Origin of the sequence: Prosthecobacter sp. (assembly GCF_029946185.1) — a bacterium.
GTDB lineage: Bacteria > Verrucomicrobiota > Verrucomicrobiia > Verrucomicrobiales > Verrucomicrobiaceae > Prosthecobacter.
On the sequence record NZ_JAQSEA010000172.1, the window covers coordinates 18,755 to 32,111 of the forward strand.

Below are 13,357 nucleotides of genomic sequence, written 5' to 3' on the forward strand. Positions count from 1 at the left end.
GTCTCAGACCGGCGAATCAGCTGCAGGAACTCCCGCACCATCTTTCAAGGCCTGTGGCTGACCAGTTTGGATTTGGCTTCCCGCCGTTGCTTCGTCTGACACGGAGCGGCGGGCAGCAGTGCCCGAAACTTCCGTGCCACGTTCTTCCAGCGGAACTCTTCACGAAACACATGCTCAAGTCCTTGTGCGGCTAGGCGCGTGCGCGTCGCCTTGCTGTGATAAAGCGCCTGCAATGCATCCACAAACGGGGCCTCATCCACCAGCTTCCCCGTAGTGTTGATCTCGGGATGAATGAGTGTACGTGAACACGTAATTTTGACCGCTGGCTTGGCCCACTCCCCCAGCGCGGAAGAGTCAGGCACGATCTGCGGAATGCCGCAGGCCATTCCCTCCATCGTGGTGAGCCCCCACCCTTCACCCAGCGTGGTGGTCATCTGCACGTCGAGACAGTTGTAAATGTACTTCAGCCTGCGGGCATCCTGCAAATCACGGATGTCCTCCGCGCCGGTAAGTATCAGTCGGTCGGCAACACCATAATAACCGGCCACTCGGCGTAGATCCCATCCCGTGTCCTTTTGCGCGCAGTGCAGCAGCAGATGCGCGTTGGTAATATGGTGCTGCTTGATCCAGGCGGCAAAAATCTGGATCGTGAGATCAATCCGTTTGCGCGGCTGGTTGCGGTTGATGTTGCCAGCAATGAAGGCGTCTCGCGGCACCTGCAGCCCCAAAGTCCGCCGTGCCGCATGCCGGTTCACCGGTTGAAACACCTCCGTGTCGATGCCGTGTGGAATGACCCAGCGCCGCCCCGTAAAACCTGCTGCCACGGCTGCACGATAACCATAGTCCGTGTACCAAACAGCGGCATGCAGCCGGTTCAGTTCAACCATGGCCCCAGCATCGAGATTGCCGCCATCCACAGGCATGTAACCAATGATTGGAACACCCACCGGCGCGATTTTGACAAATTGTGCGACGTTCCACCAGTCGTTGTTGATGACGACAGCGGCTGGATCAAACTCGGTGCAGAGATCCTTAAAGCGGTTCATCCCCCACATGTCACCTCCCTGCCACGCAGGCATGACATGGTACGGCAGCTCATGCGGCGAACCATCGTAATTGACCCCTGACACAATGACCTCCCAGTCATGACGCAAATGGTTCAATACCGCATGCGTGACCGTGGCGAAACCGGTGGGAACCAAAGCATCACCAATCCACAGCAAGCGCGGTTTCGTTGTGCGGCCCCCTTTCGAACTCACCCTGGGTTGCACCGCCCGCGACTGCACGCGGGCCTGGGTTGCCGCAGCAGTCCCTCCACTTGTCATGACCCCCATGCTGCTCGGAGAACGTGAAACAGCAGCCGTCTTGGCGGTCACCTTTGTTTTCGTCTTCGCCGCAGGTGGCTTCTTCACACCCACATGAGCGGACTTGGCCTGCTGACTCACGTTTTTTGCAGCACTGCTTTTCTTCGGGGTGTTGGATCGCTTGTTCATGTTCTCTGGAGTGAAGCTAATCGAAGGACACTATTTTACATTCGGGCAGCAGGAGACCCAGTTTGTCCGCCAGCGAACCGCCTGCTGGCAGCCGGTTTTTGCTGATACGCAGGGTGTGGAGAGATCTGCACGCGGCCAGATGTTCAACCGCGTCATCCGTCAGCAAGGAGGTCGAGGAAAGATCCAGGCTTTTAAGCGTCGAAATGGCCGAGAGATGTACGAGCGCCGACACCGGCACCTCCATTCCACGCAGGCAAAGGTTGGACACCGTTCCCGCTTCAAGGGCAAGCTGGGTGAGTTGCTCCAATTCCTCTTCCGTCTTGAGGGGAACAGTGGATAAAGACGCTCGCCAGATGGTGAACGGGCCGGGAGGCAGGTCCGTCCTGTATAAAATGTCAGCGCTCCCTCCCATTTGTTCCTCCTCGTTCGCTGCGGTCTTCACGTTCAAAAACCCCTCATGCGCCAAGACCCATTCCGCCAGTTTCATCTGCTCGGGTGCAGCCGGCTGGTTCGCCGTTCGGACAGGCTCCTCCGCTTGGGAAGACACCTCGCTGCTCTTCTCGGCACTCAGCCAGCCTGCCTGCCATGCAATGCCGGCGGCTCCGGCCAGCAGCAGCATCGCGCCTGCCATCCAGACCATCCTGCCTTTTGAACGCAAAACTGGAGTCATCCGCACCGTGTCCGCACCGCTTGGAATCCTCACCGGTTCCCCCGTCGCCCGCACCACTTCGCTTCTGGCTGGCCGCCTGAAGTTCTTCCAGTTGTCGCTGTTTTTGAAGAGCTTCTCCAGCACCTGCGTCATGTCACGCACATGCTGGTAGCGCTTCTCTGGATTGTTTTGCATCGCCTTGCTGACGACCGCATCGATGCCCTTGTCCGCCCCCGAACGGATCGAGGGCGGCTCCCACACCCCTTTGGGAACATGCCCCGTGAAGAGTTCATAGATCATCACTCCCAGCGAATAGATGTCCGCCCGGTGGTCGATGTGCCTGCTCTGATCGAGCGCCTCTGGCGCGATGTAGTCGGGCGTGCCGATCGTCATGCCCGTGGCAGTGTAATCAACTGCCTGCTGGCCCATGACCTTCGCCAAACCAAAATCCGCCACCTTCACATTGCCGCGCTCATCGACGAGAATGTTGGCCGGCTTGATGTCACGATGCACAATGCCGTGTTCGTGCGCAAACTGCAGCGCCTCACACACCTGAGTGATGATTTTGAGTATCTGTCTGGGCTCTGGTGGCGCTCTCTTCAGCAGGTGCTGCAAATCCATGCCGGAAACGAACTCCATGACGTAGTACATCTGCCCATCCGGTGTTTCGCCGAAGTCATGCACGCCGATGATATGAGGATGATTTAACTGCGCGAGTGCATGGGCTTCGCGCTTGAAACGTTCGGCAAAGCTCTCCTTGTTCCGATGCACCTGCGGCAGCAGTTTCACCGCCACCGTGCGGTTGAGGCTCTTCTGTACCGCCTTGTAAACAGCTCCCATCCCGCCACGCTCGATAAACTGAATAAACTTATAGCCGGGAATCAATGCATCCAGTTCCTCCGTCGATGGCGGAATAAAGGGTTCAAAATGAACGGTGCCCCCCCCATGGTCATTCACCTGCTGCATACCGATGATTTAAGAACATCGAGGCGCTTTAGCAAGACTCTAGACATCTCAAGGCAAAATAATCACTACAAACCGCTTCAGGCCGCCGCCTGGTAGGCCGCCAGCAGTTGCTCCACGCTGCGCTCCCAGTTCAGGTCCTGCGTCAGCCGCGCATGTCCTGCAGCACCCAAAGTTTGGCGGTGGGCCTCATCATCGAGCAGCGCCAAAATGGCATCCCCCAGTTTTTCCGCAGAGTTTTCCATGACATACACCGCACCCTCCCCGGCGGAATAACGCCCTTCAACCGTCCCAAACATGACCATCGGTTTGCCGAAAGCCATGTATTCCAGCACCTTGTTCATGGTGCAGTGGTCATTGTAGGCATTGATGGGATCACACGCCACGCCGAGGTCGATGCTGCGCAAAGCACGGCACAGGAATTCATCGCTGACTCGTCCGGGCATGCTGAGGTAATCCTGCAAGCCAAGACGGTCCCGCAAAGCGACCAGATCCGCATGCTCCGCACCTGAGCCCATAAGCAGAAATTGCACATCCGCACGCCTTCGGGTTTTGACGATGTATTCGGCGGCACGCACGAGGTAGTCCACGCCGTCCGCACTGCCCATGACACCAATGTAACCCACCAGATGCCGCTTCCCGGAACGCAAGGATTCATCCGGCTTCGCCGCAGTGTTCATGCGACTCGGAGCCGTGCGCACGACGAACGCTCGGTCATCCCTCAGTTTGCCACGTCGTTTCACCGCGCTCAGCACACTCTGATTCGTGGCGATCACCACATCCGCCAGCGCCAGCGTGGAACGCTCCGCTATGCGCACCGCCCAGTACATCAGCCCACGCTTGCCAAACTTCGCCTCAAACATTTCCGGCCAAAGATCATGCACGTCGAAGATGACTTTCACCCCGCCAAACAGCTTGAACGGCAACGCCACCAGAAACAGCAAATCCGGCGGATTGCACAGGTGAATGACGTCAAATCCGCCACGTCGCCACGCTTTGACAGCACACCAAAACTCCCCCCATAAAGCCGAGGCATACTCCGTGATGAATCCCCCCATCGAGCCAGCCTCACCGCTGATCCAATGCCGGTAAATCTGGATGCCTTCCAGCACTTCCTCCTCCTGCGTGTAGCCCCGCATCTGCGGGCAGATCACCGTGACCTCGTGTCCCGCATCACGCAGCGCGCAGGCTTCCTGCCACACGCGTCGGTCGAAGGGAACAGGAAGGTTCTCAACGAGGATCAGGACGCGCATAGCGGCGGAAATTACGCTCCCGGGGCGGCGGGTGTGGCGCGCTGCTCTTTGGAAAACCACTCGATTTCCAAGACCTTACCCTCTTTGCCTCCGCCACCAAAGAAATCCCCCGTATCCTTCAGGGTGACAAAAATGATGAAGCCAAACAGCATCAGCGCGCAGGCCGTTTGAACGTATTCGAGAATCCTGCCCTGCGCCGGCTTGCGGCGGATCGCCTCGGCAATCGCCAGCGTGATGTGCCCGCCATCCAGCACCGGAAATGGCATCATGTTGAGGATGGCCAGATTGATGTTGAACACCACGCTGAACCAAAGCACGAGACGCCAGCCGTCCGGGTGCTCGAACAGCTTGTAATACAGGCGCCCCACTCCGACCGGGCCGCTCATGTGCGCCGGGCTGAGATCCGACTTCGGAGACACCAGTTTGGACACCAGATTGCCCATGTGCCTCACGGCATCACTGATCTGTTCCCAAGGCGTGATGACACTGGGAATTCGTTTGCCTTCCACATCCCAGGCGATCCCCACCATGGGGTATTCCTGATGGTCATCCGTCACCTCTTTGAGATTGTTCTTGTCCGGGATCCGCGGCAGCACGGAAACCTGCATGACCTTGCCCGCACGTTCGATGTCCAGCACGATGGTCTTGCCCGGCGTGGCTTTGATGTAATCACCCAGGTCCCCCATGCTGCGTAAGGGTTTGCCGTCCGCACGCAGCACCATGTCATTCGCTTTGAGCCCTGCATCATCCGCCGGACTATTTTTGGCCACCCCGCCAACCATGGGGGTCATCTGCCCTTCAAGACCGACGGAACGCAGTTCGGGCCGCTTGAAGATGGAACGCCACCAGGATACCGACTCGGCCTTTTTTTCGCTTGGGGGCCAGGCCTTGGGATCAACGTTAAACTTCATCACACCCTGCCCCGGACGCTCCACCTCAAAGGCAATCGTGTCACCCTCGCTGGCCACCACTCCCCAGCGCACACTGTCCACCAGCCCTTCGAAGCGCTTCACTGGCTGGCCATCCACCTTAAGGACTTTGTCACCTGGAAGAATGCCTGCTTTTTTCGCCGGACTGTCTTTGGCAACATAGCCAACAATGGAGGTGGTGTGCGATTCACTCTCCGGCTTGCCCACGACCCAGACAGCCGTGGCAAACAAACAGGCGAGCATGAAGCTGAACAACGGCCCGGCAAAAGCGACGATCGCCTTGTCCAGCGGCGTGATCGCCGGCAGCACTTCCTGGCTCGCTTCACCTTCGAGCCCACCCATCGGGGCCATTTGCGGCAGCGCCACAAATCCACCCGCAGGAATGCTGCCGAGGCCGTATTCGACGCCATTGATGGTCTTCTTCCAGAGCGGCTTGCCAAACCAGATGTAAAACTTTTCCACCTTCAGTCCACGCCAGCGTGCGGCCAGAAAATGACCCCACTCATGCACCACGATCATGAGGTTGAACACGAGCACCACCTCCAGAATGAGGATGACGAAACGGAGAATTTCACCGAAGAAACCGAGAGAGGAAAGCCATGCCATAAAATGAAAGGGGAGGATCAGACAGCGCACGGCGGAATTGCCGGAACACCGAATGACCAGATCGGAAAGCTAACACCCCCCCATGGTTGTGCAAATGTTGCCGGGAAGTTTGTGGGGCCAAAAGATGAAATATTTGCCATATCCCTTTCTGAGACGTATCCAAATACTGTGCCATGATGCTGATCCGTACCGCCTTTTTCCTGCTCATCCCTTGGATGATGATCTCATGCCGTACCGCTAAAAGCGTGTTGGCCGCCGTCGATGTCAAGCCCACCGCCTTCCTCCCACATGCCAGTAAACTAAAGGAAAACCGTAAACGCTCCCCCTTCCTCGGCAACTGGTGGAACACCGACAAGAAAGTCCTGGCAGCTGCGCAGCAGGTAAAATCGATCTACATCGCCCCGGTGGTTTCCGATGAACTACGTGCAATGAAGCAAAAATTTGTGCTCATGGAGTTCAGCGACAAACGGCGTGACTCCAAGATGAAGGGCCTTGAGACCTATACGCATGATAAATTCGTCAAGGCTTTCAAGTCGAACAAAAAATCACGTTACACCGTCGTGAACGCGCCTTCCAAAGATGCCATGACACTCAAGCTGTCGATCATCGAATGGGAACCGAACACCTACTCTGGACTGGTGATCCGGGAAGCGCTGGACATGGCGGTCCCCGTGCCTTTCACGCCCGTCGGCAGTCTGATTGGAAAGTCTGCGCGCCCTGCCATCGCCATTCAAGGAGTCTTGACTGAGCCCAAGACTGGTAAATCCTTCTTCGAGTTCGCCGACAAGGAGGAGACCCGAATGGCGGTGCTCCTCTTCTTTCCCAATGAGCTTTATCCCACCGGCCAGGCTAAATTTGCCATTCGTGAATGGGCGTCGCAGTTTGAAAAGCTCATGAGCTCGCCGCCCGACAAGCAAATCCGGGACAGCATGCCCGTCCAGATCATGGAATTTTGAGGCACCCCAAGGTTTTCGCGACGACCTGCGCTGGCAACAGCGCAGGTTTTTTAGTGCAGTTCAAAGATGCCCTCGATCTCGACGGCGATGTTTCCGGGCAGCGAGCCCATGCCCACCGCACTGCGTGCTCCAATGCCGAACTCTTCGCCCCAAATCTGGCCAAATAGTTCGCTGCAGCCGTTAATGACCTTCGGGTGATCGGTAAAATCTGACGGGCAGTTGACCATGCCGAGCAGTTTCACCACACGCTTCACACGGTCCAGACTGCCCAGTTCGCTTTTCAAAGTTGCCAGCAGGGCCAGTCCAGTCTGCTTCGCGGCAGCCTTGCCCGCTTCCAGATCGAGATCCGCTCCCACCCGGCCTGTCAGATATTTCCCATCCCCAAGAAAAGGACCGTGCCCGGAGACATAGGCCATGTTCCCGACAATCACGACCGGATTGTAAACACCGCCACGCGGTGGTGCGGAAGGAAGAGTGAGACCGAGGGCGATGAGTTGTTGTTCTGCGTTCATGGCGGCGAGATTGGGAGAAGAATATCAAGCATCGTCAAACAGATGCCGGTTCTTCCAGAAGTAGCTGAAACCAGACACCAGCGTCAGCAGTGTGGTGAAATAAACAAGGGCCGCAGCCACGATCCGTTCCACTTCCGGACTCGCTGTAAAAGCCAGGTGTGTAATGCCAAAAATGGGCTCCAAAGATGCCTGACGCATCATGAAATAGATCACCGTCAGGATCTGCCACAGCATCTTGTGCTTACCCAGTTTTTCTGCCGCCAGCACCGCACCCTGCCCTGCCGCCACCAGCCGGATCCCCGTCACAAAAAACTCACGCGCCAAAATCACAATGGTGATCCACGCCGGCATCCGTGCCGCTTCGGGAAAGTTCTTGTCTGAGGTCAGCAGAATGAAAGCTGCGGCGATGAGAATCTTGTCCGCCAGCGGATCAAACAGCTTCCCGAAGTTGGTCACAATGCCCCGCGCACGCGCGATCTTCCCGTCAAAGTAATCCGTCGCCGAGGCTATGCCGAAGATGATCAGCGCCAGAGAAACCGTGTTGGCCCAGGGGATGTAAAAACACACCACAAACACACCTGTCAAAATTAGGCGTGAGAGAGTAAGCTTGTTCGGCAGGTTCATGCAAAGTTGGGGTATCTCTGTCTAGCGATGGAATCCCCCCGCTGTCAATGGCCGTCCTGCAACGAAAGAATTTTGCCCATCCCTTTACGGCTCAGGGGGCTTTTGCAGCATGGGCTCGCCTTTCAACCATCCCAGCGAGGCAAGGAACCCATCAGTGGCCATCATTGTCTCGTAGTAATACTGCATCTTTCCACCCTTGCCGGGATTGAAAAAACCGTGCCCCTGCCCCTCATAAAAGATCGCTTCGCAGCGCACGCCTGCCTTTTCCATATTGGCCTTGAAGCGCTCCACGATGGCCACCGGAATCAGTTTGTCCTTCGTGCCGAGGAAAATGATCGCAGGCGGATCATCAGCGCTGATGTTGTGCGCCGGGGAAAACTCTTTGAAACGTTCACCCACCCTGGCGTATCCCCAGCCCTGATCCGGGCCGTTGTCGAAAACAGGATTGAACAAGGCAAGAGCATTCGCCCTCGGCGAGATTTTCACATCGTCCTGCGGATCATCCAGCCCCTCCACCATGCCCACGAACGCCGCCAGATGCCCGCCCGCGCTGCCACCGCCGGCACCGATTCGGTTCGGATCAATCCCCAACTCCACCGCATGACTGCGCACCCAGCGCATCGCCGACTTCGCATCATGCACGCAATCAATAGGCGGCCCCTCGTCTCCCTTGGCAATCAACCGGTACTCCACCTGAATGCACACCATGCCACGCGTCACCAGATACTCACTGTGCTGGGTGAACTGAACCGGCCCGCCGCCCACCCAGCCTCCCCCATGAAAAAACACCATCGCCGGCCGCTGATCGCTGCTTTTCCAGTCCTGTGGCTTCATGACGGTGAGCTTCAACTCACGATCACCCGCCTTCTTATAGAGGTGCGTGATCGGTTCAGCGGCAGACAGTGAAGCAATCAGGCCGAGAAGGCAGAGGAGATAACGAAACATGATCAATGAGTGTGAGTGGGTTCCGCCTGAACTGCGGCTATTTCATCAGCGTAATCGTGGTGCTGGTCGGAATGTGCGAGGTCACTTGCTTCCCCAGTGGTAAAGTCTCCATTCCTGAGCCCCAGATCGGCGGCGCTGAGCAGGGAGGACATGCACAGGCTCAGGGTGGCTGCGCTTAGAATGGAGGTGTGACGAGTCATTTTCATGCGGCTAGCGTGGCGGCTTGCCTAAAGCGATTTGCAAATCAAACGAAACAGCTGTCCATCTCTCTCACCTAGTATGAATTTCCTCTCCGATCCGGCTCTGCTCTGGCTTCTCGGCGGCACGCTGGGACTCCTCGTCTTCGCTTCAGTCATCGGCTGGGTCCTGGCCCAACGGGCGTCATCCGACGCCGCCAAGATAACGGTGGCCAATCTGAACGCTCGCACCAAAGCCTGGTGGGGCATGGTGGCCGTGTTTGCCGGGGCGCTGGCCTTGGGGCCCATGGGCGCGACCCTCCTGTTTGCTCTGACTTCGTTCATGGCTCTTCGGGAATTCATCACTCTCACGCCCACGAAGCCCGGAGATCACCGCACCCTCTTCTGGGTCTTTTTCATCATCACGCCGCTGCACTACTACTTTCTGGCCACCCAATGGTACGGCATGTTCGCCATTTTAATCCCAGTCTATGCCTTCCTGCTGGTGCCTGTGCGCACCGCCATGGCCGGTGACTGCGAACGCTTCTTGGAACGCACGGCTAAAATCCAGTGGGGCATGATGATATGCGTCTATTGCATCAGCCATGCACCCGCGATTCTGCTGCTGCTCGAAATCCCCGGCTTTGAGGGCCAGAATGCGAAGCTGCTCTTCTGGTTCGTCGCCATCGTGGAGATGAGTGACGTGATGCAGTACGTCTGGGGCAAAACCTGCGGCAAACACAAGATCGCCCCCACCGTCAGCCCCGGTAAAACCTGGGAGGGGTTTCTAGGGGGTGGTCTGACGACTGTGGCTCTCGGTGCCGCGCTGTGGTGGGCCACTCCGTTTTCACCCCTGCAGGCAGCTGGCATGGCGGCCATCGTCGTGCTCATGGGCTTCGCCGGTGGCCTGGTAATGTCGGCCATCAAGCGCGACCGCGGCGTGAAGGACTGGGGTGGGGCCATTGCCGGCCATGGCGGCATCTTGGACCGCATGGACTCGCTATGCTTCGCCGCACCCGTGTTTTTCCATGTGGTGCGCTACACGTTTGATGCGTGATGCTTGGAAAGCACGGTGGTGGCCACGACGTACACCATCCCCATGCTCTTCCGTGCCTTCATCGTTTCTGCTGCTCTGACCGCCTCCACATCGGCGGCGACGAAGCTCGACTTCAACCGCGACATCCGGCCCATTCTCAGTGACAACTGCTTCGCCTGTCACGGCTTTGACGCGAAGAAACGGAAGGCCGATCTTCGGCTCGATCTCCCTGAAGTCGCGTACAAGGCCATCGAAGGCGTGTTTCCCATCAAGCCCGGCAGCCCCGAGGCAAGCTCCATCATCCAGCGCATCCTCACCAAGGACGAAGACGAGCTGATGCCCCCGCCAGAATCGAATAAACACATCACACCCGCCCAGGTGGAAATTCTGCAGCGCTGGATCAAGGAAGGTGCGGAATACAAAAAGCACTGGGCCTTCGAAGCACCCGTCAAAGCAACACCACCCCCGGTCCAAGGACCGGTTCAAAACAGCATCGATGCCTTTATCCAAGACCGGCTCGCCAAAGAAGGCCTCTCCCCGTCCGCCACTGCCTCAAAGGAAACACTCATCCGCCGTGTCACGCTCGACCTGACCGGCCTGCCGCCGACGCTGGCCGAGATTGATGCCTTCATCGCCGACACCGCGCCTGATGCGTATGAAAAAGTCGTCGCCCGTCTTCTGAAGTCCGAACGCTATGGCGAGCACATGGGCCGCTACTGGCTGGACGCCGCCCGCTACGCAGACACCCACGGCCTCCACCTCGACAACGAACGCAGCATGTGGCCTTACCGCGACTGGGTGGTGCGCGCCTTCAATGACAACCTGCCCTACGATCAATTCACCCTCTGGCAGCTCGGCGGTGACCTCCTGCCCAATGCCACCGTGGATCAGCAAATCGCATCCGGCTTCAACCGCTGCAACGTCACCACCAGTGAAGGCGGCAGCATCAATGAAGAGTTCATCTTCCGCTACGCCGTGGATCGTGCCGACTCCACCGTCGCCGTCTGGATGGGCCTCACCGCCGGCTGTGCCGTGTGCCATGACCACAAGTTCGATCCCATCTCGCAGAAGGAGTTTTATTCGCTCTACGCCTTCTTCAACAGCACCGCAGATCCCGCCATGGATGGCAACATCCTGCTCACCCCACCGATCCTCCGCCTCAGCACCGCCGAGCAAAAAAAGCAGCTTGCTGAGCTTGATCAAAAGATTGCCTCTACACAGGCCAAGATCCACGCCGCCATCCAGACCCTGAACTACACCGACCCCGCCACCCAAACCCCGCCACCCCCAGTACAGAACAGTGAACTCGTGTGGTTTGAAGATGCCTTTCCCGCGAAGGCAGATTTTTCCGGTGAACCAACACAGCTCATCACCAAGGACAAAGGCCCTGTCTTCAGCGGCACCACCTCTCTGAAACGCACGGCCACCGGCGTGGCCCAGGACTTCTTCTCCAGCGGCGCAAAATTCGACATCCCGCCGAACGGCAAGATCAGTGTCCAGTGCTTCATTGACCCCGCCAATCCGCCCAAGGCCATCATGCTGCAGTTTCACACCGCAGGCTGGAACCACCGCGCCGTCTGGGGCCAGGAAGGTGCCATCCCCTTCGGGCAGGTACGCACACCGGAAAAAGTCCAGATGGGCGCGCTGCCCAAAGAGGGCGAATGGGTGAAGCTCGAAGTCCCCGCCGAGAAACTAGGCCTCAAGCCCGGCATCAAAGTCACCGGCTATGCCTTCACCCAGTTCGGCGGCACCGTTTACTGGGACCGTCTGGCCATGACATCTCGTGTCGATCCCGCCAAAGATCCGCAGTGGTCATGGAGCCAATGGATCGAAAAAAACCAAGGCAAGCGTGTCGCTGAACTGCCAAACGATCTGCAAACCCTCGTTCGGGGCAAGAAGCCCGCCGAATGGCCCGAGAAAGACGCCACCCGCCTCAAGGAGTGGTGGTTTGAAAACGAGTACCAAGGCGCACGCACCCTCGTGCAAGGCCCCCGTGGTGAGAGGCTCGCACTGGAGTCCCAAAAGAAGACGCTGGATGATGTCATCCCCGCCACCTTCATCATGGCCGACCTGCCCGAAAAACGTGACAGCTTCGTGATGGATCGCGGACAGTACGACAAACCAAAAGACAAGGTCTCACGCGGCACCCCCGCCATCTTGCCCCCGCTCCCGGCCCAGGCCGACTACACCCGCCTCGATCTCGCCAAATGGCTCGTCAGCCCGCAGCATCCGCTCACCGCTCGCGTGCAGGCCAACCGCCTGTGGCAGCAGTTTTTCGGCATCGGTCTCGTGAAGACCAGCAACGACTTCGGCTCCCAAGGCGAGCCACCGAGCCACCCCGAACTCCTCGACTGGCTGGCCGTCACCTTCCACGAAAGCGGCTGGGACATGAAAGCCTTCGTACGCATGCTCGTCACCTCCCACGCCTACCGGCAGAGCACCCACTGCTCCGACCTAGTGATTCAAAAAGACCCGGAGAACCGCCTCCTCGCCCGCGGCCCGCGTTTCCGTCTCGACGCCGAAGCCGTGCGTGATCAGGCCCTGTTCATATCGGGTCTGCTCAGCCCCAAAATCGGCGGCAAAGGCGTGAAACCCTATCAACCCGAAAACATCTGGGAGCCCGTCGGCTTTGGCGGCAGCAACACCCGCAACTACATCCAGGACCATGGCGAATCCCTCTACCGCCGCAGCCTCTACACCTTCTGGAAACGCACCGCCCCACCGCCGAACATGACCTCTTTCGACGCCCCAAATCGCGAGAGCTACTGCCTGCGCCGCGAACGCAGCAACACCCCGTTGCAGGCGCTCACCCTCATGAACGACATCCAGTTCTTCGAAGCCTCACGCAATTTCGCCCAGCACGTCATGCAGACCCATGCCAGCACCGACGCCCGCATCACCGCCCTCTTCCGCAACGCCACAGGCCGCTACCCCAGCGCCGAGGAAGCCGAGATCATCCGCCAGGACTTCGACAAGCAAGTAGCCGCCTACACCGCCAAACCCGAAGAAGCCAAAAAAGCCATCACCTACGGCGAATCCAAACCCGATGAAAAACTCAACCCCGCCGAACTCGCCGCCTGGACCATGGTCGCGAATCTCGTGCTAAACCTCGACGAAGTGGTGACCAAGGGCTGAGATCGACAGCTTAGTTCTACATGGTTAAACTTGCTACTTGTGGGCGTCAGGCCAGCTGCCGTCCGGGCGAAGCAAAGTAG

10 protein-coding genes are annotated in these 13,357 nt (G+C 58.2%); 3 read left to right on the plus strand and 7 right to left on the minus strand.

Translation table 11 applies throughout. The features are described 5' to 3' along the window. Positions 1 to 44 precede the first annotated feature (44 nt). The 4 genes from PSV43_RS15065 to rseP form a co-directional block, all read right to left on the minus strand. Positions 45 to 1,493 carry a glycosyltransferase family 4 protein gene (locus tag PSV43_RS15065; RefSeq protein WP_300198881.1) on the minus strand — a complete coding sequence of 483 codons (1,449 nt, stop codon included), beginning with the start codon at positions 1,491 to 1,493 and terminating at the stop codon, positions 45 to 47. Between the two features lie 16 nt (positions 1,494 to 1,509). Then, positions 1,510 to 3,108, minus strand: a complete 1,599-nt coding sequence (locus tag PSV43_RS15070; RefSeq protein WP_300198884.1) for a serine/threonine-protein kinase — start codon at positions 3,106 to 3,108, stop codon at positions 1,510 to 1,512. Between the two features lie 77 nt (positions 3,109 to 3,185). Further along, positions 3,186 to 4,358 (minus strand): glycosyltransferase family 4 protein, encoded by a 1,173-nt coding sequence (locus tag PSV43_RS15075; RefSeq protein ID WP_300198887.1) that lies wholly within the window; start codon positions 4,356 to 4,358, stop codon positions 3,186 to 3,188. An 11-nt stretch (positions 4,359 to 4,369) separates the two neighbouring features. Continuing rightward, positions 4,370 to 5,893: an RIP metalloprotease RseP gene (gene rseP, locus PSV43_RS15080; RefSeq protein WP_300198889.1), complete on the minus strand. Its 1,524-nt coding sequence runs from the start codon at positions 5,891 to 5,893 to the stop codon at positions 4,370 to 4,372. A 173-nt stretch (positions 5,894 to 6,066) separates the two neighbouring features. Between rseP and PSV43_RS15085 the strand changes: the two genes are divergently transcribed. Continuing rightward, complete coding sequence (locus tag PSV43_RS15085) at positions 6,067 to 6,849, plus strand: DUF3313 family protein (protein WP_300198892.1); 783 nt, start codon at positions 6,067 to 6,069, stop codon at positions 6,847 to 6,849. Positions 6,850 to 6,899: 50 nt separating this feature from the next. Here PSV43_RS15085 and PSV43_RS15090 read toward each other — a convergent pair whose 3' ends face one another. The 3 genes from PSV43_RS15090 to PSV43_RS15100 form a co-directional block, all read right to left on the minus strand. After that, the gene (locus tag PSV43_RS15090; RefSeq protein ID WP_300198894.1) at positions 6,900 to 7,361 is read right to left on the minus strand and encodes a RidA family protein; all 462 of its coding nucleotides are present in this window, start codon (positions 7,359 to 7,361) and stop codon (positions 6,900 to 6,902) included. Between the two features lie 24 nt (positions 7,362 to 7,385). After that, a complete protein-coding gene (gene pgsA, locus PSV43_RS15095) occupies positions 7,386 to 7,985 on the minus strand; it encodes a CDP-diacylglycerol--glycerol-3-phosphate 3-phosphatidyltransferase (RefSeq protein ID WP_300198897.1) in 600 nt (199 codons plus the stop codon). An 84-nt stretch (positions 7,986 to 8,069) separates the two neighbouring features. Continuing rightward, the gene (locus PSV43_RS15100) at positions 8,070 to 8,930 is read right to left on the minus strand and encodes an alpha/beta hydrolase (protein WP_300198900.1); all 861 of its coding nucleotides are present in this window, start codon (positions 8,928 to 8,930) and stop codon (positions 8,070 to 8,072) included. Positions 8,931 to 9,209: 279 nt separating this feature from the next. On the opposite strand from PSV43_RS15100, the gene PSV43_RS15105 reads away from it, so the two are divergent. Together PSV43_RS15105 and PSV43_RS15110 are read left to right on the plus strand one after the other, a co-directional pair. Beyond that, positions 9,210 to 10,163 carry a phosphatidate cytidylyltransferase gene (locus PSV43_RS15105; RefSeq protein WP_300198903.1) on the plus strand — a complete coding sequence of 318 codons (954 nt, stop codon included), beginning with the start codon at positions 9,210 to 9,212 and terminating at the stop codon, positions 10,161 to 10,163. Between the two features lie 42 nt (positions 10,164 to 10,205). Further along, on the plus strand, positions 10,206 to 13,277 hold the full coding sequence (locus PSV43_RS15110; RefSeq protein ID WP_300198906.1) for a PSD1 and planctomycete cytochrome C domain-containing protein: 3,072 nt from the start codon (positions 10,206 to 10,208) through the stop codon (positions 13,275 to 13,277). The last annotated feature ends 80 nt before the right edge of the window (positions 13,278 to 13,357 follow it).

Excerpts from the sequence above, each read along its gene's own strand:
- PSV43_RS15065 (WP_300198881.1), bottom strand. The coding sequence starts at position 1,493 with ATGAACAAGCGATCCAACACCCCGAAGAAAAGCAGTGCTGCAAAAAAC.
- PSV43_RS15070 (WP_300198884.1), bottom strand. The coding sequence starts at position 3,108 with ATGCAGCAGGTGAATGACCATGGGGGGGGCACCGTTCATTTTGAACCC.
- PSV43_RS15075 (WP_300198887.1), bottom strand. The coding sequence starts at position 4,358 with ATGCGCGTCCTGATCCTCGTTGAGAACCTTCCTGTTCCCTTCGACCGA.
- rseP (WP_300198889.1), bottom strand. The coding sequence starts at position 5,893 with ATGGCATGGCTTTCCTCTCTCGGTTTCTTCGGTGAAATTCTCCGTTTC.
- PSV43_RS15085 (WP_300198892.1), top strand. The coding sequence starts at position 6,067 with ATGATGCTGATCCGTACCGCCTTTTTCCTGCTCATCCCTTGGATGATG.
- PSV43_RS15090 (WP_300198894.1), bottom strand. The coding sequence starts at position 7,361 with ATGAACGCAGAACAACAACTCATCGCCCTCGGTCTCACTCTTCCTTCC.
- pgsA (WP_300198897.1), bottom strand. The coding sequence starts at position 7,985 with ATGAACCTGCCGAACAAGCTTACTCTCTCACGCCTAATTTTGACAGGT.
- PSV43_RS15100 (WP_300198900.1), bottom strand. The coding sequence starts at position 8,930 with ATGTTTCGTTATCTCCTCTGCCTTCTCGGCCTGATTGCTTCACTGTCT.
- PSV43_RS15105 (WP_300198903.1), top strand. The coding sequence starts at position 9,210 with ATGAATTTCCTCTCCGATCCGGCTCTGCTCTGGCTTCTCGGCGGCACG.
- PSV43_RS15110 (WP_300198906.1), top strand. The coding sequence starts at position 10,206 with ATGCTCTTCCGTGCCTTCATCGTTTCTGCTGCTCTGACCGCCTCCACA.